Source organism: uncultured Formosa sp. (assembly GCF_947500765.1).
In the GTDB taxonomy this organism is placed as follows: domain Bacteria; phylum Bacteroidota; class Bacteroidia; order Flavobacteriales; family Flavobacteriaceae; genus Formosa.
This window is the reverse complement of sequence record NZ_CANMTH010000010.1, coordinates 31,105-55,553: the sequence shown is the minus strand read 5'-3', so window position 1 is coordinate 55,553 and position 24,449 is coordinate 31,105. Positions and strand designations below refer to the sequence as shown.

Here is a 24,449-nt window from a genome sequence, read left to right as displayed (position 1 = left end):
TGGATATAGTGTCTGATGAAGTTAACTTACTTCATTTAAAATGTTTAAAATTTTAATCGCTGCAATATCTGTTGTGGTGTTTGGTTTCAATATAATATGAACACCAAGATTATACAATATTTTATGATCTGTTTCAGATAAATGATTTCCGTCTATAACAATCAGAATATCGTCGCGATCATATGTTTTAAGTGCTTCAATAACTTCTGCAACCATTGGTATAGCGTTAGGACTTAAAGCATTTAAATGAATGGCATGAACATCGTTTTCTATGGCTTGTTTAGCGATATCTTTGGCGTTTTGAAATAAAGGGCTTAAGTCGACATCAAAACCTATATCAGCATAAGCTGATGCGATACGTTTTTCATTAGATGTCTCGTTTAAGGTGTCTACTTTTGAAAGTAATAAACGTGGACGTCGTCCTTCCTGAGAAGCGAATTTATCGGCGTGTGTTTTGGCAGTTAAAAAAGAAGGTGTCTTAGTATGTTGCATAGCAAAATTAGTTTATTGCCTTGTAGATTTCTGAGTATGTAGCTTGATTTTTAAAGGCATTAATAGCTAAAGTTAATACATTTTCGTCAAGAGAATGTCGTGCATCTGTAAGTTTTAAGAGTGCATGCTTAACGGCTGATTCATCCCGGTTAATTGTACTAATATTTGAATTTTGTACTGATGTTTCAGTCTTAGAAAAATCTAATTCATACTGCGATAATTCAGTGATAAGGCGCTCTGGAAGTTTACCAGACGTTTTGTAATCTTTAAAAATAGACCATGCCTGTTGTGCAATGTCGTGAGTTCGTTTTTCTACATAAAAACTACCTCCCCAAGGATCGATGGTTTTTGTAATTTGTGTTTCTTCTCTTAAATACCATTGCGTATGATTATTTAATTGTTTTAACTCTGGAGTAGAATTTTTATTAGAATAAGTATCTAGGCTTTGGCTACCTCCAAAAATTGCTGAAGCGGCTGCTATTGTCGATTTTGTTACAGAATGACTAATGTCGTGATCTGATGATTGGTTCGTATATGTGTGACTATGGATGTGTAAGGCTAGCGATCTGTCGTTTTTAGGATGATACGATTTTACAATTTTAGCCCATAATAATCTAACTGCACGCAGTTTTGCTATTTCTGAAAAATGATGCAGTCCAATTGAAAACGTAAAAGATATACGAGGCGCAATATCGTCTATTTTTAATCCAGAATCCATGGCTTTTTGGATTTGATTATTTCCGCTAATTAGCATTAAAGCCAATTCAATTTCAGGTGTAATAACCTGAGATTGTAATGAGACAGCAGATATAGAAATACGATTAAAATACGGTAAATATGTGTTTGAAAAAATTAAAGCATCTAAACGAGAATTTTTAGTTGTTTTCAGAGTCTTTAAGTCTGAGAAGACATCAATAATAAATCCTCCTTTTAATTTTTTAGATTCTAAGCCATGAGACTCTGCAGTTGTGGTATAGCACGCTAAAAGGGGTAATAAATATTCGTTTGTATTAAAAAACACACTAATATCTTGTAGCGGAATATCTTTAAATATGGCTTTAAAATCTTCTAAAGTTTCTGGTATAAATTTGTTTTTAGTAGAGCAATTTATTAAAAATTCACGCTGTCCAACTTCAAATTGATATTTTAAAAAACTATTAAATGTTTCAATAGAGTTTAATGGTGAATATTGACACATATCCCAAGGTGATGTAACATACATGGTCGATGAGATTCCGCGTAAATATGGCGGTATCCCAGCAGCAAAATCTAAATGATGTACATCTTCAAGATCTGTTTCTGTATAGGTTGATTCTACAGTAATATCTCCAGAAGCACATCCAACTTTATTTTGATTGTCTAGTGCTGGTGCTTCTGTAAATTTTAAAGTAATATGTTGTAGATTTTTTCTACTCATCTTCTATTTTTAATATACTAATGTTCAGATTTCAACCTGTTTTGTTCTCTGTTTTCTGCTAAACGTCTTGAAATAATAGGTTCTAATAATGTTTTCCTTGGATTTTGTTTTACAAACGGATACAATTCCAATTTGTCTTTAATTAAGATTTCTGTATCACAATGTAAATTTGCTCCAATTACAGTTAATACTCCTCTATCAAATAATTCTTGTTCTTTTTGTGCGCTTTCTTTTATTTTTTTCTGAATTAAACCCGCTTTTAATAATTTTAAAAATCCGCCTTGTGCTTCAATATCTTTAAAAATGATAAGTGCTTTTTCTGCTAACTGTTGCGTTATATATTCTATATAGTACGATCCGTCTGTAGGGTTTGTAGCGGTTTCAAAAACATGTTCTTTTTTTAAAATCTGTAACTGATTTCTAGACATATGCTCTGCCGAAATATGATTTTTACGAAAAACAGCATCGTGAGCGACATTACAAATACTGTCTGCACCACCCAAAATAGCACTCATATATTCGGTAGTTGTCCGTAACATATTTGTTTTATTATTGTAAATAGATTTGTTCCGTTTTGTTGGAATTGCAATAATATGGCATTGGGTATTAATATTATATTCGGTCGCTAAAGTATGCCATAACATACGTAAAGCACGGAGTTTAGCGATTTCGAAAAAGTAATTAGAACCTAACGCAACTTTAAAGGTGATTTTTGTATGAAATTGATTAAAAAACCGATTTAAATATTCGTTAGCATGTGCTAAAGCATAAGCCAGTTGTTGTGTTATGGTTGCTCCTGCATTCTGATATCCAACAAGGTTAACACTTATACTACTTTTTAAATGAATACAATTTTTTAAAACAGTTTCTACAGTTTTATGATCTGCTTGAAGTGTCGAGTACCAATTTCCATCTTCTGTTAGGTGACCAATAATATCAAAATTAATATAAAAGGACGCTTCATTTTTTAAAGCAATAGCATTAAGTTTTTCTATAAAATTTGAATTACAGAATTGCAAATCAAAGTGTATGGAAACGTTTAATAGATCTATGTTTTGAAGTAATTTATTTAAATCGCAGTGTGCTGTTGCAATAATAAAGAGTAAAGACTCTGCGCCATTTTGCAATGCGTTTTGTGCTAAAGTATTTGACTTATCTTCAGAATTAACATAAATTGTTTGAGTAATTTTAAACGGATTTGTTCCAGATTTAAAGTTTAATCCCCCCTTTTTTAAGTCCTCTTTATTATAAAAAGGTTTAACATTAATATCCTCAAGAGTTTGCCAAATAAGGGTGTTATTGTAGTCGGCGCCATTTAAATCGTATTGAATTTTTTGTTTCCACGCTTTTGCCGATACAGAATTAAATGCTTCAAACAAATTGGTGTTATTCATTGATTTCCGTTTTTAAACTATCTTCATATTCAATAATATAAATATCTTCTTGTTCACGTTTTAAATAATAGGTTTCTCTCGCAAATTTCTCGATACCTTCTTCAGTATTTAATTTTTTATAAGCTTTACGATCTTTAGTAATTTCATTAATATAATATTCTTTTTTGTTATTAAGGTCGTCTATGTCGTTGTTTAATTCATTATGAATTAAAAAGGAATTACTATCAAAGAAAAGCATCCATACGGCAAAGCCAATCCCTGGAATGACAAAAGGATTTTTAAAAGGTTTTATATATTTATTATTGAAAAAATTCAATTTCATATTAACTTTTCATTTATAATAGTACGCACGATATCTATTGCTACAGTATTGAATTTATTGTTTGGTATTATAATGTCTGCATACTCTTTCATAGGTTCTATAAATTGTTGATGCATGGGTTTTAAAGTGGTTTGATAACGGTTTAAAACTTCGTCTAAATCACGTCCACGTTCAGCAATATCTCGTTTTAATCTTCGAATTAATCGTTCGTCACTATCTGCATGAACAAATATTTTTATATCGAATAACTCACGAATATCAGGATGTGTAAAGATTAAAATTCCTTCAACAATCATCACCTTTCTGGGATGTGTTAAAATTGTATCACCAGTTCTATTATGTTTTACAAAAGAATACACAGGTTGTTCTATAGGTTGTCCTGATTTAAGTTGTTTTAAATGGCTTACAAGTAAATCGAAATCTATAGATTTTGGGTGGTCAAAATTAATGAGTTTACGTTCGTCGTAAGATAGGTGAGAGGTGTCGTTATAATAGGAATCTTGCGATATGATACCAACTTCTGCTTCTGGAAGTTCATTTAAAATTTGATTAACTACAGTTGTTTTTCCACAACCTGTACCGCCTGTAAGACCTATTATTAGCATTGATTATATTTTTATGAATGGACAAATTTAAGGCTAATTCTTCGGAATAATTTTAACTATTCCAACATTTTCAATTCCAACATAAATAAATCCGTCAGGCCCTTGAACTATAGATCTTACACGCCCTATGTTTTCTAGTAAACGTTCTTCTTTAATTACAGTGTTATTTTTTATGATACAGCGATCTAAAAACTGAAATTTTAAAGAGCCTACTAATATATTATCTTGCCAGTTAGAATATTTGTCTGAGGTTACATAGCACATACCTGAAGGTGCTATAGATGGTGTCCAGTGGTGTATAGGCGATTCCATACCTTCCATTTCAGTATGGTCTGTAATAGATGTTCCCCAGTAATTTATACCATAAGTAACAAGTGGCCATCCATAATTTTTTCCAGCAGATATAATATTTATCTCATCGCCACCTTTTGGTCCATGTTCATGAATCCAAATTTTGTTTGTTTTAGGATTTAAAATCATGCCTTGCGGATTTCTATGTCCGTAAGAGTAAATAGCCTTTTTAGCATTAGGAGTATTTACAAAAGGATTATCTGTTGGGATGGAACCATCGTCATGTAATCTATAAATTTTCCCGCCATCTCGAGTAATGTCTTGCGGATTTTTATCTCGTTGTCCGCGTTCACCAATACTAAAATATAAATAGTTGTTTGCATCAAAAAGAATGCGAGAACCAAAATGATCGCCACTACTATAATTTGGAGTCGCTTTATACAAGAGTTCTTTATTGGTTAAGGTGTTATTTTTTATTTTAGCACGCATTAAGGCCGTATTTGCACCGGAACCCTCGCCTTCGGAAGACGCGTAAGTAAAATAAATCCATCTGTTGTCTTCGTAATTAGGATGCAAAGCAATGTCTAATAATCCACCTTGACCTAATCTTGTAATATCAGGTAGACCTGAGATACTTGTTTTTTTACCGTTTTTAAAATGGATGAGTTCTCCAGATTTCTCTGTAATTAACATAGAATGATCGGGAAGAAATACAAAACTCCAAGGAATATCAATGTCTGATACTACTTTTTTGTAAGAATAGTCTGAATTTTTAGATTTTTTTTCTTGTGCACAAGCAAAAAAATGAAGAAATAAAACAATTGATAATAAGTGTCTTACGTTGGTCATAATAATTATTTTAAAATAAAAGTTACAATTTAATAAAAAAAGCACTTGTTTTTTAATAAAAGGTGTATATTTGCACCCTCAATAACCATCGGGGTGTAGCGTAGCCCGGTTATCGCGCCACGTTTGGGACGTGGAGGCCGCAGGTTCGAATCCTGCCACCCCGACTATTTTGACATATTGTAAACTAAATAAATATTAAACTAATGATTTTTAGAGGTTTAATATTTATTGGTTTCAATTGTTTTCAATTGAAACCACCTATTAATATGTCCTATAGCATGTCCTATTTTTATAGGATAACCTTTCGTAAATTATAGATCCTAAGGGACTTATCAGAGATTTGACTTTCACTTTAAATATTGTTTAACTAAAGTGAAATGTTATGAAAACCACAAAAACATTCAGCGTAAACTTCTGGCTGAAAAAAAGATCCATTAAATGTAATGGTCAAATTCCTATTTATGCCCGTATTTTAGTAAATGGTGTTGGAGCTGATATTAGTATCCAGCGTTCTACCTTAGCCTCTAATTGGTGTCATAAATCTTTTAGGGTAAAATCTAGGTTAAAAGAATCTAAGAATATTAATCTTTACCTCGATGAAGTGTATTCAGATTTATTAGAATGTCACAGACAACTTTCTTCTGAAGGCATACCTGTAACGGCAAAAAAGATAAAATTACGTTATTTAGGCAAAGACAAAACATTAGAAACACTTGAAGATGTTTTAAATTATCATAAAACTGTAGAATCTAAAAAACTGCAACAAGGCACTTTAAAAAACTATGCGGCTACGGAAAAGTATTTGAAACGTTTTTTACAACAAAAGCATAGTGTTTCAGATATTCATTTACATTTCATTGATTACTCTTTTATCATAGAGTTTGAGGATTTTCTTCGAACTTGCAAACCTCTTCGTGCATCTCAATCCTTGAGTAATAATGGGATTATGAAGCATATGGAACGTTTCCAGAAACTCATCAATATTGCGATGAAGTTTGGATGTTATAGAAACAATCCATTTAATTTATACGGCCTGAAATACGAAGATTATGACAGTGAATTTCTTGAAGTCAAAGAAATAATAAAATTGAAAAGCGTTGTTTTGTCTTCTCCAAGTTTGAAACAGACAAGAGATTTTTTTGTGTTCGCTTGTTACACAGGTTTGTCTTATATAGAAGTTCAAAAGCTAAATCGTAGTGATATTGTAGAGGGGATTGATGGAGCATTATGGATAAATGTTAAACGTCAAAAAACAAAAACACCTGTTAGAGTGCCATTGTTATCTCAAGCATTGGAAATATTAGAACGCTATAAATCCTATCCCTGTGAGAGTAATAATTATTGTTTACTTCCTATTTTATCCAACCAAAAGGTTAATGCACATCTTAAGGATATTGCAAAATCGGCAGGAATACATAAATATTTAACCTTTCATGTAGCGAGGCATACATTTGCCACAACCATAACATTATTAAATGATGTGCCTTTGGAAACAGTTTCGAAATTATTGGGACATACTAAATTGTCGACTACGCAAAAATATGCTAGAGTTGTTGAAAAGAAAATAAGTAAGGATATTGGGCGCTTAAAGAATGTTTTGAATCGGCAAGAAGAATGTATATTAAAACAACCTATAGTTAAGTCTGTTCAACTACGGATTGTTTAATTTTATATTAAACGACTCATTCAAGTAAATATAAAATATTAATTTAGCGATATATATTAAACCTCAAATTTATGAAAGAATTATTAGAACAAATCAACGCTCAATATGAAGCGTTTCACAGTGATGCTGGTGCATTGTTAGAAAGTGGAAACAAGGCAGCAGGAACACGTGCTCGTAAAGCTACACTTGAAATGACCAAACTAATGAAAGATTTTAGAAAGCTGTCTATAGAAGCTTCAAAAAAATAATTTTGTTATCTTATTAAAAAACAGAATCCCTTCAAATTTTGAGGGGATTTTTTTATGAAAAAAGTTAAGATAGATTTTATAGCTTTGATATTAGCTTGTTGACCATATTTATTTCATGTCAATACAAAATATGTTGATGAAAATATCATTAATTTCTGGTTTTAAGAATACTATTGAAATTCTCCCATCAAAAGATTACGGTATGAAAACAATTCTATATTGCCTAATCAAATTTATTTTGCTCTCCTTAAGAATATAGCTTTTACTTACGTCTGAGGACTTATTAAATAACGTTAAATTAAACTTCAAAAACTATGTAATAACAAGATTTACAACAGGTTGATGTCTTTTTTCGATCAAAAATGAAATCCTTAAAACAGTGAAGATTTTATATTGCACAAGTCTGGTTTAAAAATTTATAACATACTAAGTAGAAATTTTCCTTATATATTGGTTTTACAGGTGTGTATTTGAATAGTATGCGCTTTTCACAGGCTGATATAAAATTATTTATAAAACAAAAGGTTAATCTTTTTATTTAGGAATAGAAATCAAAATAAGGCGTTCTTGTCTTCCTTTCTAAATTATTTAGGTATTTATTCTACGCTAATATTCAATATGCTATCTCAATTAACAATTAGTTAAACTTTAGTTTGCAATCACTTTATATTATTTGTTGGGGGTATTTTATAATTTTCGACTCCTATAAGTAAAAGGGTAAACTTTGTATGAAAATTAATAGAAGGGAAAAGAAATGTATTAGGTATTTAACTAATGAAATGTCTCAGGCAGATCGAGCTGTTTTTGAAATAGAACTTGCCTTAGATCATGATTTAAAAAACCTTTATGAAAATTATAGTCTAATTTGGAAACATTATCCAATACCTGAGCAAATTGATGATCCTAATTATGAAGCAAAACAAAGTTTGTCAAAGGATTCTAGTTTCATTAAAGATTCTAAACAAAGGTGGTCCAAAAAATATATCGCTATAAGTGCTTTTGCTTTAGCTATACTAACTATATCCGTTTTTATATATCATTCGCAAGACATTAATTATACTAACCAAATTGTAACTGAAAAAGGAGAAAGGCGATCACTTTATCTACCAGATAGCACCTTAGTTGTTCTAAATTCTTTAAGTGAGATACATTTTCCTAACGCATTCAATAAAACAAGAGACGTTTTTGTGAGCGGAGAAGTGTTTTTTGATGTCACGCATAATGAAGAAAAACCTTTTACAGTGCATACAACCGATTTGGATGTACAAGTGTTAGGAACCGCTTTTAATGTGAATACCTCTTCATCAAATAAAATCATATCCTTAGAACGTGGTAAAGTGAATGTGTTATTTAAAGAGTCAAATAATCAATTAACTCTTTCTCCTAACGAACAACTTATTTATAATAATGCCACAAACGATATTACAAAGAAAAATTTTAATGCCATAGAGGTTTTAGGCTGGAAGGATGAGATGCTTATTTTAGATAAAACACCATTTATAGAAGCCATAAAAAAACTTAATCAGTTTTATGGAGTAACCTTTAGATTAAAAGATAAAACTCTTGAAAGTAAAAAAATAACGGGCGCATTCAAAGGATTAGATATAAAGGGAGTTATATCCTCATTAGAATTTATTGCAAATATTACTATAGTTCCAATTCATAAAAATGAATACTTAATAATCGGAAATGATGCAAATTAAAGGAGTGAATATAAGTAATGCTGTAACTGAAGATCTTCTTCTTTTTAAGCAAATTCAATTAGGCAACCCTAAAGCAGTAGATGTTTTGTTTAAGAAATATTACCACAGCTTATGTCGGTTCGGAATCCTTTATGAGTCTAATATTCACATTATAGAAGAAAAAGCTTCAGATGTTTTTATGATCTTATGGAAGGAGAAGCATAAACTACATACTATTAAAAATCCAAAATCATATATATACGTAATCCTAAAAAACAACCTAAGAAAGCCATGTAAAAACCACAAATTAAGACCAATACTTCATGAAGATCAATTTGAGAATCAAAATTTGTATCCAAGTATTGAAGATGAAATTATAGCTAATGAGCAGTTAGAAATCAATAAACACATCATTAGAACTATTTTAAATGAAATTCCTAAACGCACACGTCAGATCTTTGAAATGAGTAGAATAGACGGATTTAAGTATAAAGAAATTTCAGAACTCTTAGATATAGCTCCTAAAACTGTAGAAAATCATATCGGGTTAGCTCTTAAATATATAAGTAAGGGGTTGATTACTTACAAGTAATATTAAATTAAATCATATCATTTTAAAAAAAATCCTATGTCATAGGACAGGGGATTCCTATTCAAAATTTAAAACATAATTAAAGCATAATTTTATGAAATTTAAAAGCCTAATTATAGTTCTTGTCCTATCCATGGCAAGCAGTTTACACGCATTTTCAAGTGCTTATTTAATACCGCCTAATACAGATAGTATTAATTTGAATTTAAAGAATACCTCTTTAAGTCAAGTATTTAATCTTATAGAAAAACAGACACATATACCATTTATTTATGTGTCAAATCAGTCCTATTTATCGACTAAGATTGATTTAAATGTACATAATGAAACTCTAGAGATTGTTCTAAATACCTTGAAAGAAAAGTCTTCTTTAGATTTTAAAATTACCGATAGCGGTATTTTGGTTAAGAAGCAGATGGTTATTTCTAACCAACAAGAATCTCAAATTAAAGGTACTGTAAAAGACAACAATGGGTTACCTATTTTAGGAGCCAATGTTTTTGTGAAAGGTACAAATATAGGAACATCTACAGATTATGATGGTCATTTTAAATTAACAATTCCGGCGAATATAGAGACTATTACTATAACTTATTTAGGGTATCAGAAACAGGATGTTAATATAATTGGACAAAACATAGTTTCTATTGTCTTATTGGAAGATGCGAATGAATTAGATGAAATATTAGTGGTGGGGTATGGCACAGAAAAACGTGAAAATATTACAGCTGCTATTTCTTCGGTAGATCCGGATGACATTAAAACGTTGCCTAAAGCTAATGTAGAGGAAATGTTACAAGGTAGAATGCCAGGTGTCCAGGTTATGAGTGATAATAGTCCAGGAGGAGGAACATCCATTCGTGTAAGAGGATTTAGTACGATTAATAATAATGATCCTCTAGTTGTTATTGATGGTGTCCCAACTTCTAACGGATTAAATAGTATTAATCCTCAAGATATAGAAAGCATACAGGTCCTTAAGGATGCTGCTTCATCTTCTATCTATGGTTCACGTGCTGCTAATGGTGTTATTGTAATTACGACTAAAAAAGGAGCCGGTAAAGATTCTTTTGAGGTTAATATAGATGGTTATGCAGGAATACAAACTGCTATTAACTTACCAAAAATGTTAAATGCGCAACAATATGGCGATTTATTATGGCAAGCATATAAGAACGATGGACAAACACCATCGCATGATATTTATGGAGATAATCCGGATCAAGCCGTAATACCAATATGGTTAAATAGTGAGGAAACACTACCAAGTAGCGATGTAAATTGGATTCAAGAAATTATGCAACCTGCTTTTGTTCAAAATTATAATCTTTCCATCCAGAAAGGTTCAGAAAAAGGACAACATGCCTTTTCTTTAGGGTATTACGATCAAGAAGGCGTTGTGAAATATACCGGTTTTACTAGATATTCGGCACGTTTTAATTCAAATTATAATATTACAGATTGGTTAGCTATAGGAGAAAATTTTACAGGATCTTATACGGAAGATGTGTCTGCAACTACGAATAGTGCTTTAGGAAGTATAATTTACAATGCGTTTCAATTTCCTTCAATAATTCCTGTAAGAGATAATAATGGAGATTTTGGAGGTAACCCCATTAACGATATAGGAAATCCGCTTGCCAGTCTTTACCGATCAAAAGATAATAAAGATAAAAATGTACGTGCCTTTGGTAATGTTTATGCCGAACTCAATTTTGGAGATTTTACATTTAAATCGTCCTTTGGATTAGATTATAATAATTATAATTATAGAGGTTTTTCTCCCGTATATGATGAAATTCTTTCTCAAAATACCATAAACAGCTTAAGTACTTCTAATAGTTTTAACCATCAGTTTACTTATACCAATACCATCAATTATTCTAAATCTATAGGCGGTCATAATATAGATGTATTACTAGGGCAGGAAGCTATAGAATATTATGCAGAATCTTTTTCAGCTTCTAGACAAGATTATTTATATGAAGATCCTAATTTTTGGTATTTAAGTTATGGAACGGATAATCAATTAAACTCGGGATCAGCGAGTGAATGGACATTAAACTCGTACTTCGGAAGGTTTAGATATAATTTTAATGAAAAGTATCTAGTTACTGCAACAGTTAGAAGAGACGGGACTTCACGCTTAGCCAATAATAATTGGGGGACATTTCCAGCCTTTTCAGCAGGATGGCGCTTAGATAAAGAAGACTTCTTTGACTTTGGAACAGTGTTTACAAGTATGTTGCTTAGAGCAAGTTGGGGACAAACTGGTAATCAGGAGGTTCCTTCTTATTCTACAGTAGATAGTTACACTAATAATAGCAGTAATAGTGATTATGCTATAGATGGCGGACAAAACTCGGTGTCGACAGGGCTTACTCAAACTAGAATTTCTAATTCAGATCTTAATTGGGAGACCACAACACAAACCTCTATAGGTGTTGATTTAGGCTTTTTTAATAATAAATTAAACATCACCGCAGAAGTGTATAAGAAGGTTACTGATGATATTCTGGTTTATAATTCTGTACCATTAACATATGGAGGCACAAATGATGGACAGTGGATTAATGATGGTGTTATGGAGAATAAAGGATATGAACTTAATCTAAGATATAGCGATAAAAGCCATGATTTTGGTTATGATTTAGGTCTTAATATATCCGGTTATAAAAATGAATTGACAGAACTTCATAATGTTGCTTACTTAGGGATTCCTAGTTCATCACTACATAGCGTGAATTTTGATCAAGAGGTTTCTAGAAGCGCCGTGGGGCAACCTATCGCATCTTTTTATGGCTACCGTTCTGAAGGATTGTTTAGAAGTCAAGAAGATGTTGATAGTTATGGTTTACAACCCGATGCGCAACCTGGAGATTTAAAATTTGCAGATGTGAACGGTGATGGTGAAATAAATGATGGAGATAGAACCTTTATAGGTTCTCCGCATCCCGATGTTGTTATAGGATTTAATATAAATGTTAATTACAAGAATTTTGACTTAGGTATGTTTTTTAACGCCAGTATTGGTAACGATATTTATAACCTAACAAAATACAAGACATACTTCTTTAACCAATCTGCATATAATAAAGACTCGGCTTTATTAGGCGCGTGGAGTACAGAGAATCCAAATTCAGATATTCCAAGATTAAGTTTGGACGATCCAAATAATAACATCAGACCTTCATCGTATTATGTTGAGGATGGCTCTTATTTAAAATTAAATAATTTACAAATTGGTTATACGCTTCCAGCAAATATTTTAAACAATTTAGGGCTTAGAATATATGTTCAAGCGAGTAATGTATTTACAATAACAGATTATAGTGGGATGACTCCAGAAATTGGACTTCAGAATTATTCAAGCAGCAGTAGAAACTTAGACATTGGTGTAGATCGTGGTATTTACCCTCCTTCAAGAACATTCATTTTAGGATTTAACCTTAACTTTTAAAACTAATTTACAATGAAATTTAAAACATATATAGCAAAGTTTATGATTGTTCCAACAGTCATATTAAGTATTACGTCGTGTGCTAACGATTATTTAGATGAAGTTACCTATGGAGAAGTTTCTCCTTCAGAAATGACTAGTCCAGCGAACGTAGAATTGGCAATAATTTCAGCCTATAGCGTCTTAAATGGGCAGTTTGACGGAGCAAGTAATGCTTATAATTCACCTGCTTCTAATTGGAGTTTTGGAGATGTTGTTTCAGACGATGCCTATAAAGGGGGGGGTGGTACTGGTGATCAAAATAATATTCACCAAATGGAGATCTTTAATACACTACCTACTACAATTGATGTTGAACGTAAATGGATGGCATTGTATGAAGGTGTTAAAAGAGCTAATGAAGCGATGCGCTTACTTGAAGCATCTGAAGATTTTGATGATGATTTAAGAATTCAGAGAAAAGCCGAGTTACAATTTTTGCGTGGACATTATTATTTTGAATTGAAAAAGATTTATAATCATATTCCTTATATAGATGAAACGGCAGAAACTGTAAATGACTATGCTAAATCTAATACTGAATTTACTTCAGAAGAATTATGGGACAAAATAGAAGCCGATTTTCAAGCCGCTTATAACGTCTTGCCAACCACACAAGACGAAGTAGGGAGACCTACAAAAATTGCGGCACAAGCCTATTTAGCTAAAACGTATTTGTTTCAAGAAAAATGGCAATTGGCTTTTGATGCGACTACAGAAGTTATAAATAGTAACTACGGGTTGATGGATGATTTTCAAGAATTATTCTTGCCAGAAAATGATAATAATAAAGAAGTTATTTTTGCCGTTCAACACTCTGTAAACGATGGCCAGGCTAGTAATTATAATGGAAGTATAGGCGACCGGTTATTAGCTCCAGGAGGACCCTTTTATTCTCAATATGGATTTCAAAGACCATCTCAAAATTTAGTAAATGCTTTTAAGGTTACTTCAGAAGGTATTCCTGCACATAGTAATGAAAACCTAACCGATACTGATTTTGTAGACCCTAGATTAGATATTACTATAGGTAGACCTGGGATTCCTTATAAAGATCTTGATATTTTGTACGATAGCAGTTGGGCAAGAGACTTAGCAACTTATGGCGAATTTAGTCCTAAGAAAAGAATTGTTTCAGCCAATTCTGAATATTTTGTAACTGTTTGGCCATACGTAAGTGCTTTAGATTATTATATCATTAGATATGGAGAAGTTGTGTTATGGAGAGCAGAAGCCGCTGTAGAAATTGGTCAATTAGAAGAAGCAAGGTCATTAGTAAACCAACTTAGAGATAGAGCTAAAAACTCCATGTATGTACAGACCTTAGATGGAAGTCAAGGTGCCGCAAATTACAAGATAGCGTTGTATGCTAATGTATGGAGTAGTCAAGATTATGCTAGAGAGGCTGTGCGTTTAGAATCACGTTTGGAATTGGCTTTAGAAGGGCATCGATTTTTTAACTTAGTACGCTGGGGGAATGCAGATAATGTTATCTCGGACTATCTTGAGGTTGAGAAAACCAGAAGAACCCACTTGTCTAATGCTACATTTCAAGCCGGAAAAAATGAATATTGGCCTATACCTCAAGCTTATATAGATGGTGTAGCGGACGGCATGGTTACTCAAAATGACGGTTATTAATACACATTAAACGCAGCAGGAGATATTATTCTCCTGCTTTTAATTTTATACACATGAAAAAATATGTAATTATAATATGCTTGTTACTCACTGTAATAGGTTATAGCCAAGTTGCTCAAAATACTAACCCTAATGTTTATCAAAAGCTAGCTAAGAAAAATTATTATTTGTTAGATGCCATAGATCGCAATTTAGCAGTAAAAAAGCTTTTTGAGGATGATACCGTTTTGAAAGATATTTCTAAAGTTAAGCATAAGGCTATAGTATCTTCACTTTTAAGTAATTCTAAAACGATAAATACGAAAGATCTGGTAGATCCGTATATTTTTTCTGATTCTGAAATTTTAAAAATAAGTGAAAGATTAGAAGCATTATACGATAAATCTGAAGTGTTAAGAGAATTCGTAAAGACAGAACTTAAGCCTTCTGGAGCATATAACTTATATGAAGGTAAAGGCGATCAAAAATTATTGTCTCAAGCTTGGGCATTATGTGCTCGTGGTGTTAATCACGTTTTAAAAGTTTATGGTCAAGGTGAATCCCCTCAATATGCTGAAATTGATTCTATATCTTACAATGTAAACAGTTCATATTATAAGCAAACCCTGTTTGTATGGAGTGATCATTTGGCAGCTAATAATTTACAGGCTTTTTATTCTCAATCTACACAATTTGTTTTGTCCCTTTTATACTTTAATCACAGGGATGAAGCCGTAAGGTATGAGCCTTTAGGAGCACTAGAAAATAAAAACGTAAAAGCGCACATATCGAGTATTGATTTTGATCAATACAAATATGCTTCTGTACTCGTTCTAGGAAATGGTCCTGAAAATTACAGAGATCGATTATCTGCTTTAGGAAAATTTAATATTAAGTTGGGAGCAGAAGCTTTTTTGTCAGGAGACGTTCCGCTTATTATAGTGTCAGGAGGTCATGCCCATCCGTATAGAGCTGCATATGCAGAAGCCATAGAAATGAAAAAGGAGTTGATTACACAATACAACATTCCTGAAAATCGCATTATTATTGAGCCTTACGCGAGACATACGACAACCAATTTAAGAAATGCCAGTAGGCTTTTGATTGCGTATAACGTGCCTATAGATCGGCTTTCATTAGTGGTCACTAATAATTTTCACAGTGAATACACAGGAAGTGAAATGTTTGTTAATCGTTGTTTTACAGAGTTAGGATATCAGCCAGCAACTATTAAAAAACGTTTGAATAAAACGACTCTTGAATATTTACCCCAAAAGGAGTCCCTACAACAAAATCCTTTAGAACCTCTAGATCCCTAATATATATGTTTAGATATCTTTTTATTATTATACTACTTGTTCTAATAACAAGTCGCTTAAAAGCTCAAGAACGTACTAGTTTGACTGGTAGACCGGTAGATGCGGTTAATGTTTTTTTAGGTACCTCTGGAGATCATGGTCAATTATCTCCTGCGGCATCATCTCCTTTTAATATGATGAGTATTGGTCCACAAACCAAACCACATATACATACCGGTTATGACTATTATGCAAAAGTGTTTGAAGGGTTTACCCATACACGCATTGAAGGAGTAGGATGCACTGGAAGCGGAGGTAATATTTTAGTGAAACCCATTTTAGGAGAAGATCTCACAACAGAGCTTTACAAAAAACAGGATCATGCTTATCCTGGATTTTATAGTGTATCTTTTGAGAATGGTATTAAGGCAGAAATGGCAGTAGATACTAATTTTGGCATTCATAAATACGCATTTCCAAATGAAGAAAGTAGTTTGTTCATTGATTTATCGTATGCTTTTGCAGATCGATTTGTAGCTGAAAAACATACCATACATGCCAATGTTATCACAGGATATATTGATACAAAAACAACCTGTGATGTTGGGGTGTATCGTATTTATTATGCCCTTGAAATACATAATGTTTCTGAGCTAAAACCTAGCGGAGATCATGGGCTTATAGCTGTCCGTGAAAATAAGCAAAAACCTATGGAAGTCCGTGTAGGATTTTCTTCAGTAGATGAAGATTATGCTTTAAAAAAAATAAAAAATTCATCTGTACGTTTAGAAGCTTTAAAAGAACATACGACTACGAATTGGAATCAGTTGCTGAGTCGTGTAGAGGTCAATGGGGAGAAAGATCGTGAAGACCTTTTCTATTCTTTATTGTATAGAGGACTTCAATCTCCATATCTTATTTCCGAAACAGATGGTGCTTATCGTGCCATAGATGGATCTAGACAAACATCAGATTTTCCTGTTTATAATGGTTGGGCTATTTGGGATAACTATAGAGAGCAGTTGCCTATGTTATCACTACTGTATCAAGATACATTTGCATCAATAGCAAAGTCTATTGCTAATTTATACTCTTACGGCAAGCAAAGTTGGGCTACAATGCACGAGCCTTCACCTACAGTTAGGACAGAACACGCCATTGTTGTGTTGCTAGATGCTTATAACAAAGGATATGCTGTTAATTTTGAAGCAATAAAAGAAGCATTAATTACTGAAGTTGAACAACTGGATTATAGTGCACCAGATAAAGCCTTAGAATCCTCTTACGATACTTGGGCAATGTCGGAAATCTTAAAAATTACTGGAGATACTTCACTAAGTAAGAACTATGCACTTAAAGCTTTAAAGTATAAATCCTATTGGAATACAGATTTTGCAGATCTATCAAAAGGCGATGTAGATAAAATGCAAGAGCGCGGTCTGTATCAAGGTACGATTTGGCAATACAGATGGTTTGTACCATTTGATGTTGACGGATTAAAAACTTTAATAGGAGGAGAAGATCTGTTTGTAAAACAATTAAATCAATTTTTTGCAGATTATAATTACAATCATGCCAATCAGCCCGATTTACAAGTTCCAGGACTTTATAATGCTACCAAACAACCTTGGAAATCTCAAAAGCTTTTTAGAAATATTATGTTAGATACCGTGGTGCAAACTTATTTTAATAATAATAGTAAAGGTGTAGATCCCTATATCGGTAAAATATATAATAATAGACCAAAAGCCTATTTACGTACTATGGATGACGATGCAGGAACCATGTCGTCTTGGTTTGTGATGAGAAGTATTGGACTTTCTCCTGCAAATATTGGAGATCCGATTTATTATTTAACAGCTCCAATATTTAAATCTGTAAAAATAAATATGGGAGATAGTAAAATTTTAAATATAGAAGTAAAGCATTATAATAAAGATCATTTTTACATTCAAACCGTTTATTTTAATGGAAAGAAATTAGAAAGAAATTGGTTAACTCAAAAGGAACTTACTCAAGGTGGTCAACTCTTAATAGAAACAGGTCCTGAACCCAATAAAAGTTTTGGAATTCATAATCAATGGATCTCCAATTTAAAAGAATGATTTCGTTGTAAATACTATTTTTAAAGTCCTTAATCCTTTAGAGTTGGAGGCTTTACTTTTTTAAGAGCATTAAATACAAGACATATATCTGTTTGCTATCGTTTTTTATGTGTGTACTGTACAGGAGGTAAATTCTTATGTACGAATACATCTTAATGCTGATCATTTCTTTGGAGAGATTTCCGATTTAAAAAAGGGCATTACACGTCTCCTAGTATTTGTATTAATATCAGGGGCTGTGGTGGGTATTTTTGCTTATTTGATAGGGATAGTTGTCTAATGGATTAATAACTATTCAATGAAACAGTTCACAATTTACCTTATTAACTTCTATTCCAAGAAAAGGCCAGAAGATGGCGTTGTTTTTAGTGTTAATGACGGATGGATTTACCAAATTCGAGTCATCATCACAATTGTGTAGTTATGTAAAAATTACACCCACTTGAGAGTCAGTGGACTGTGTCTGAAATTCTATTTTTATTATTACTTTTCATAAATAAATTTTAAAATAACTAAATGTTTAACGATATAATACTATAACCAGTAGATAACAAAATGAGACGCTATTGCTATTACTAAACCAATTAGAAATGAATACAACGATATTCTAATTAGTTTGTTTTTAACATGTAATATTTGTCCTTGATAATAGAAATCTCTAATCATTGAAGAGTACAGATAATCTTTATCTTGTAAAAGCTGTAAGAAAGCCCATTCAAAATCACGATAATGCATGTTATGGAAGTTTCCAAAATAAAGTAAATTTCCTTTTTTACTTCTTATATCTTCTTCGGTAAAGTTTCCCTGTGTTCTATTTGGTGTTATAGAAATAATAGCAAAAACTATAGATATTAAAGTAGTAACCGCAAAAATGATGGATGGAATATTTACAACGACTTCATTAGATGATTTACCTATGATGCCTCCTAATATAAGAGATAATATAATTGAGTTTATCGTTATCATTATACGCGCTTTTCCGTCTACCATTTTATTTAATGTGTAATGGTTTTTAGATGTATTTCTAAAAAGTGTTTGAATACCTCTATCGTCTCTATTCTTATTTTTACCGATATCTTTTTTTAATTTTTTTATCTCTTTATCGCTAATTTTTAATTCTTTTTGTAAAATTAAATTGGTTTGATTTTTTAGGTTTTTTCGTTCTTTCTGTAAAGATTTATATAATTTATCGATAGATGGTTTAATATAGGTTTGTCCATAATTTGTTTCAATTTTATGAGCATCTAAAATGCCTATTAACGCATCATACCAATTGTTCTTAGATAGCTTAATATCTTTTAAAATCATTTGCTCATACATCAGTTTTAGTCTTTCTCTACCTTGCTTACCAACAAAATCCATAATATTTGCATCTGAAATAATTTTTGCCTCTATTGATTTTTTTTCGCTAACAGGAAGTGCTTCAATGATAATTGTTTGTACGTTATCTATGAGTTCTTTTTCTAAATCAAATTTAAGCTTTAACTCTTCTAGAATTTGATTTATAAATGTGGTACTTTCTCTAAAATTTAAGTTATGTGTATTAGTAGTAGCTTGTTGTATATTTAAAACATAATTGGCCAGGTACAAGTAATGTTTTTTTGCAATTTCAATATTTTCCTCATCAATTATAATGTTGATGTTTTTTTCAATTCTATAGACTTTACTTATTGAGGTGTATAGGTTTTTATCAGACTCTTTGTCAATTATTTCAAACGTAAAGTCTCTAATTAATACTAATTGCTGTAAAATTTCACCCTCTGTTTTCATGACCAAATTATGTAATAGTGTTAGTTTTATTGCCCAATAGCTTTTTTGTAATTAGCCTCATTAATTCTAAAACTTGCTTTAGCATCTATAACTTCTGAATAGGCTTGTTGCCAAAGCACTTGCGCTTCTAACACATCTTTTCCTGTTACTGTTCCGGCATCAAATCTATCTTGATTTAATCTTAAATTTTCATCGGCTTGTTGTAAAGATTTTTCTGTGATATCTACTTTCTGTATAGACTGTTGAAGTATTAAATAGGCGTTTTTAATTTGAAGTGACAGCAATTCTTCTTTATCTTCCAATTCTAATTTTTGTGCTTCGACCTTAAATTTTTGTTCCTTGACTTTCTGCTTTCTGCCTCCCCAGTCAAATACGGGAATATTAACATTTAATAAACCGTAATACGACGTCAAATCATTACTTCCATTTGTAACATTTATTTGCTTTCCGTTAGCATAGAATCCGCTTACATTAAGTGCGATGGTAGGTTTTCTGTCAGCTTCTAAAATTTTAGATTGTAATTCTTCAATTTCAACAGCACTTTTAATCATTTTAATTTCTGGTCTGTTAGCAATTGCTATTGATTCTGAAACCTCTTCTATTAAAACCACATCATTACGCATAGTGTCTTGTACTAAAAAATCGATATTAGACATACCTGTTAATTGTGCCATCTTAAGTTTTAGTAGTTTAAGTCCATCTTTTGCTTTTGTTAAATCTAATTCAGCCTGATTTAATTGTACTTGCACACGTAACACATCATTTTTATATATAATACCAGCATTGTATGAGTTGATTAAATCTTTCAATAATTCTGTTAACAACGCTTTATATTTTTGCGCTAACTTGACTTTACTTTTAACATTTATTATTTGCCAATATGTAGTTTCAACCTCTAAAAATACTTCCCTACCTGTTAATTCTTTTTGTGATGTATACAAATCGACAGCTGTCGCGCTCATTTTTTTAGCAGTGTTTATTTTGCTACCAGCATAAATTACTTGAGTTATTCCTAAAGAAGCTGTTCCTAAATATTCTGGTAATAACACATCTAAAGGGTCTCCAACATGTACTCCAACACCGTTTGCATTTATAAAGGGCTTATCTGATGCATAAACCGATGACTGCGCTGCTTCGGCTGCTTCAATGGTTTTAGCTGCTTTTTTAATTTTTTTATTATTAGATAATGCCATTGCTTTAGCATCTTCTAAACTCAACAAGCGGTCTTGAGCTAAAGCCTGATAGCATGTGTTTAACCCCAGAAAAAAAACTACCAATAGGGTAAATTTATATGTATTCATAATGTATTTTAAGTTTATCTATAAGAACTATAGATACTACGGTCTTAATCAATAATTGATAAATAGCTATTAAACAGTAGCTCTATAGTCTTATCTCTAGTTCTTGATTCGTTTTTTTAATTTATACGTCATCACTTCTAATTTGCGAAGTGTTTTACTTTTCTTTTTGGGTTTATATAAAATAGTTTCATATTCTTCAGTACCCGGACGAGAATGTACTTCGTCTGCTTGCGGCTTAACAAACCTGTAGTAAAGTATAGGCACTATAAATAAGGTTAGCACCATTGAAACTATTAGTCCTACGGCTAACACACTTCCTAAAGGTGCCCACAGTGGTGATTTACCAATAATCATAGGAACCACACCAATAGCTGCTGCTGCAGAGGTTAAAAAGATGGGACGCATACGTCTTTTTCCTGATGCTTTAGCCGCTGCTTTTACGGTATAACCGTGTTCTAAGACCAGCTCGTCTGCATAATCCACCAAAATAATTCCGTTTCTTACCACTATACCAATAAGACTAATTATTCCCATAAAAGCCGTAAAACCAATTGGATTTCCCGTAAGTAATAAGCCCAAAAATGCGCCTAGTAAACTCAACGGAAATGTTGCTAAAACAATTAAGACTTTTGTAAAATCCTTGAATTGAAATAAAAGCACTAAAAAGATTAATATTAAACTTATCCCTAAAGACGCAATCATGTGTGGTGCTGTTTCATTAGTACTTTCGTATTCACCTCCATAGGTAATTGATATGTCGTCTGGTAAGTGTAAAGTATCAATTTTAGGCATGATATTATTTTGGATAGAGGCGGCTTTTATTCCTAACTGTGTTTCAGCTTTAACCGTTAATGTTCTTAAACCATTTCTATGAGTAATGGTTCCTGTATGCCACTCAGGAGTAATGTCTGCGACCTCTCTTAATTGAACTTTTGTACCAAATACTGTAGGTATATTTAAAGCACCTAAATCATTAAAATTCTCACGATTTTCAGCATCAAAACGCAATAAAATATCTATCGCTTTATCCCCTTCGTATAACGTAGATACCGGATACCCTTTTAAGCCTGCTCCCAAAGTTTGTGAAACTATTGCATTGGTTACGCCTAAACGGTTGGCCTTATCGTCGTTTAAATTTACTTTTACGCCATAATAATCGTCTTGATACGATGTTCTTATCCAGTTTGTACCTTGAGCATCTTCTAAAATTACTTTTACTTGTTCTGCTACTTGTTTTTGTGTATTTAAATCTTTACCCACAATTCTTACTTCAATAGGTGCTGGCGTTTCTTTCATTGAAAGTTGTCTTATGCGGATATAACCATCTGGAATGAAACCTTCAAATTTTTTAATGTACTCATCTGCTAATTCTTGTGTAGCTTCTTTACCTGTTGTAGTTATAAAGATTTGGGCAAAGTTTTTTCGAGGAAATTCTGGTGCATACGTAGAATGAAACCTAGGAGAACTGGTGCCAACAAAACTTGCCACGCCTAAAACCCTTTCTTCTTTTTTTATTTCGTTTTCAATACGTTTTACAACGTCTTCAGTTTGTTTTAAATTTCCTCCGTTAGGCAGCCACACTTCTATGTTAAACTGATTTCGTTCTGCAGTTGGGAATAATTCCTGCTCTAAGCCCATTGCTATTAAAATGGCAATTAAAACAGATAAAAATCCACAAAACAAGGTTGCTTTTGGCCATTTAAAACTATAATCTAAAGCATTATTAAACACATGCTGCAATCTATCTAACATACTTTTTTTATCCCCATCACTTACCTTGTGCTTTAATCCTTTTTTAATAAAGACATAGCACATATATGGTGTTAACAACAATGCAACTAACAATGATGCAAATAAAGCTACTGCTACAGCAATTGGTAAAGCCTGGATAAACTCTTTAGCTAATCCATTTAAGAAAAAAGCCAACGGTATAAAGGCAAAAATAATTGCCATTGTTGCTGTGAAAATTGGCACCATTAATTGGGTACCACTTTGCCAAGCAGCTGTCCATCGGTCTTCACCTTCATCTAATTTTTCTATATAATTATCTACAACTACAATAGCATTATCTACTACCATACCCAATACTATAATTAATGCGGCTAAGGTGACTTGATGAATTTCTACACCAATAACGTTTAAAATACCGAATGTAATGACGATAGCAATTGGACATGCCACTGCCGAAACTATTGCCACACGAAAGGGTAATAACAGAATTACTACAATAATTACTGCCACAATTGCGATAACAAATTCTAACATAAAATGGCTAATACTTGCTTTTACAACTGCAGGTTGGTCTACAATAGTGGTAATTTGAACATCTTGTGGTAATCGTTTTTTTACTTCATTAATTTTATCTGTTATTTTCTCTCCAAATTGAACGATATTATTACCGGGCTGCATCTCTACAGTTAACATCATTACTTTTTCATCATTTACCTTAATGTAGCTTGAAACTTCTTCGTAACGACGTTCAATAGTTGCCACATCTTTTAAGCGAACAACTTTGCCATCTGGACTACTGTATACAATTTGATTGCCTAAATCTGCTTCATTTTTATATTGATTTTTGGCAAACACAGAGACTTCCGAATTCTCTAATGTAATTCCTCCAGAATAGCCGGTATTATTTTGCATTTGAATAATTTGAGCTATAGTTGAAAAATCGAAACCATACTGTTTCATTTTTTCATCTTTAACCGTTACATAAATTTGCTGTTTTTGTCCACCGTAACGTTTAATTTTTGATGTTTCGAAAATGGTCTTTAAGCCATCTTCTAACTCATCTAAATAAGTTTCAATCTCTGCATAACTTCGTCCTGGTGCAGAAACAGTAATCATTTGCGCCACCACATCTCCAAAGTCACTGTTAACTATTGGACCAATTATACCTTGTGGTAACGTATAATTTTGTTTGAATGTCGTATTTAAACCATGTTGTAAAGTTGCCCAAAAACCATCTGTATCTACTACATTTTCATTTAACTCTACAGTAACCACCACTTGTCCTTCTTTGGTATCTGAGATTGTTTTCTCCTTTCTAACTTCCTCAAAACCGAATAAAAACTGTTCAATTTGATTGGTTAATTGTTGTTCTACTTGTAACTCGTCTGCGCCAGGAAATGCTGCTATTACCAATCCCTTGCGAACGGTAATTTGTGGGTCTTCACTTCGGGCCATGGTAGCCAAAGCATATACACCTAAAATCATTAACAATATGGTAAGCACAATGGTTACCTGACGGTATTTCATTGCTGCCTCTATAAAGTTTATTTTTACTTTTTTCATCATC

17 protein-coding genes, 1 tRNA gene and 1 pseudogene are annotated in these 24,449 nt (G+C 32.3%); 10 read left to right on the top strand and 9 right to left on the bottom strand.

The features are described from left to right. Positions 1-21 precede the first annotated feature (21 nt). The 6 genes from Q1B05_RS15430 to Q1B05_RS15405 are packed head-to-tail and all read right to left on the bottom strand — an operon-like array spanning position 22 to position 5,370. Positions 22-492: a cobalamin-dependent protein gene (locus Q1B05_RS15430; RefSeq protein WP_299781855.1), complete on the bottom strand. Its 471-nt coding sequence runs from the start codon at positions 490-492 to the stop codon at positions 22-24. A 7-nt stretch (positions 493-499) separates the two neighbouring features. Further along, entirely contained in the window at positions 500-1,909 is a 1,410-nt protein-coding gene (locus tag Q1B05_RS15425; protein WP_299781854.1) for a methylmalonyl-CoA mutase family protein, read from the bottom strand. Between the two features lie 17 nt (positions 1,910-1,926). Continuing rightward, on the bottom strand, positions 1,927-3,303 hold the full coding sequence (locus Q1B05_RS15420; protein WP_299781853.1) for a methylmalonyl-CoA mutase subunit beta: 1,377 nt from the start codon (positions 3,301-3,303) through the stop codon (positions 1,927-1,929). Next, complete coding sequence (locus tag Q1B05_RS15415; RefSeq protein WP_299781852.1) at positions 3,296-3,625, bottom strand: septum formation initiator; 330 nt, start codon at positions 3,623-3,625, stop codon at positions 3,296-3,298. Before Q1B05_RS15415 ends, Q1B05_RS15420 begins: the two co-directional genes overlap by 8 nt. Further along, positions 3,622-4,230: a uridine kinase gene (udk, locus tag Q1B05_RS15410; protein ID WP_159024103.1), complete on the bottom strand. Its 609-nt coding sequence runs from the start codon at positions 4,228-4,230 to the stop codon at positions 3,622-3,624. Before udk ends, Q1B05_RS15415 begins: the two co-directional genes overlap by 4 nt. 33 nt (positions 4,231-4,263) lie before the next feature. Beyond that, on the bottom strand, positions 4,264-5,370 hold the full coding sequence (locus Q1B05_RS15405; RefSeq protein WP_299781851.1) for a PQQ-dependent sugar dehydrogenase: 1,107 nt from the start codon (positions 5,368-5,370) through the stop codon (positions 4,264-4,266). Between the two features lie 89 nt (positions 5,371-5,459). Here Q1B05_RS15405 and Q1B05_RS15400 point away from each other — a divergent pair. The 10 genes and pseudogenes from Q1B05_RS15400 to Q1B05_RS15355 all read left to right on the top strand — a co-directional run. Next, positions 5,460-5,534 (top strand) — tRNA-Pro (locus Q1B05_RS15400). Positions 5,535-5,752: 218 nt separating this feature from the next. After that, entirely contained in the window at positions 5,753-7,036 is a 1,284-nt protein-coding gene (locus Q1B05_RS15395; protein WP_299781850.1) for a site-specific integrase, read from the top strand. A 71-nt stretch (positions 7,037-7,107) separates the two neighbouring features. Then, entirely contained in the window at positions 7,108-7,284 is a 177-nt protein-coding gene (locus Q1B05_RS15390; protein ID WP_299781849.1) for a histone H1, read from the top strand. Between the two features lie 779 nt (positions 7,285-8,063). Beyond that, positions 8,064-8,987, top strand: a complete 924-nt coding sequence (locus Q1B05_RS15385; protein WP_299781848.1) for a FecR family protein — start codon at positions 8,064-8,066, stop codon at positions 8,985-8,987. Beyond that, on the top strand, positions 8,974-9,558 hold the full coding sequence (locus Q1B05_RS15380) for a sigma-70 family RNA polymerase sigma factor (RefSeq protein WP_299781847.1): 585 nt from the start codon (positions 8,974-8,976) through the stop codon (positions 9,556-9,558). The genes Q1B05_RS15385 and Q1B05_RS15380 overlap by 14 nt, the downstream gene beginning before the upstream one ends. Positions 9,559-9,652: 94 nt before the next feature. Continuing rightward, on the top strand, positions 9,653-13,018 hold the full coding sequence (locus tag Q1B05_RS15375; protein WP_299781846.1) for a SusC/RagA family TonB-linked outer membrane protein: 3,366 nt from the start codon (positions 9,653-9,655) through the stop codon (positions 13,016-13,018). A gap of 12 nt (positions 13,019-13,030) precedes the next feature. Beyond that, complete coding sequence (locus Q1B05_RS15370; RefSeq protein WP_299781845.1) at positions 13,031-14,698, top strand: RagB/SusD family nutrient uptake outer membrane protein; 1,668 nt, start codon at positions 13,031-13,033, stop codon at positions 14,696-14,698. A 53-nt stretch (positions 14,699-14,751) separates the two neighbouring features. Further along, on the top strand, positions 14,752-15,996 hold the full coding sequence (locus tag Q1B05_RS15365; RefSeq protein WP_299781844.1) for a YdcF family protein: 1,245 nt from the start codon (positions 14,752-14,754) through the stop codon (positions 15,994-15,996). 5 nt (positions 15,997-16,001) lie between these two features. Beyond that, the gene (locus tag Q1B05_RS15360) at positions 16,002-18,080 is read left to right on the top strand and encodes a glycoside hydrolase domain-containing protein (RefSeq protein WP_299781843.1); all 2,079 of its coding nucleotides are present in this window, start codon (positions 16,002-16,004) and stop codon (positions 18,078-18,080) included. Positions 18,081-18,409: 329 nt separating this feature from the next. After that, positions 18,410-18,526: pseudogene (locus tag Q1B05_RS15355) on the top strand (IS110 family transposase); the annotation flags it as partial. An 88-nt stretch (positions 18,527-18,614) separates the two neighbouring features. Here Q1B05_RS15355 and Q1B05_RS15350 read toward each other — a convergent pair. From Q1B05_RS15350 to Q1B05_RS15340, 3 genes are all read right to left on the bottom strand, one after another. Continuing rightward, on the bottom strand, positions 18,615-19,850 hold the full coding sequence (locus Q1B05_RS15350; protein ID WP_299781842.1) for a Pycsar system effector family protein: 1,236 nt from the start codon (positions 19,848-19,850) through the stop codon (positions 18,615-18,617). Between the two features lie 26 nt (positions 19,851-19,876). Next, a complete protein-coding gene (locus Q1B05_RS15345) occupies positions 19,877-21,151 on the bottom strand; it encodes a TolC family protein (protein ID WP_299781841.1) in 1,275 nt (424 codons plus the stop codon). Positions 21,152-21,247: 96 nt separating this feature from the next. After that, the gene (locus Q1B05_RS15340; RefSeq protein WP_299781840.1) at positions 21,248-24,448 is read right to left on the bottom strand and encodes an efflux RND transporter permease subunit; all 3,201 of its coding nucleotides are present in this window, start codon (positions 24,446-24,448) and stop codon (positions 21,248-21,250) included. Position 24,449 lies beyond the last annotated feature (1 nt).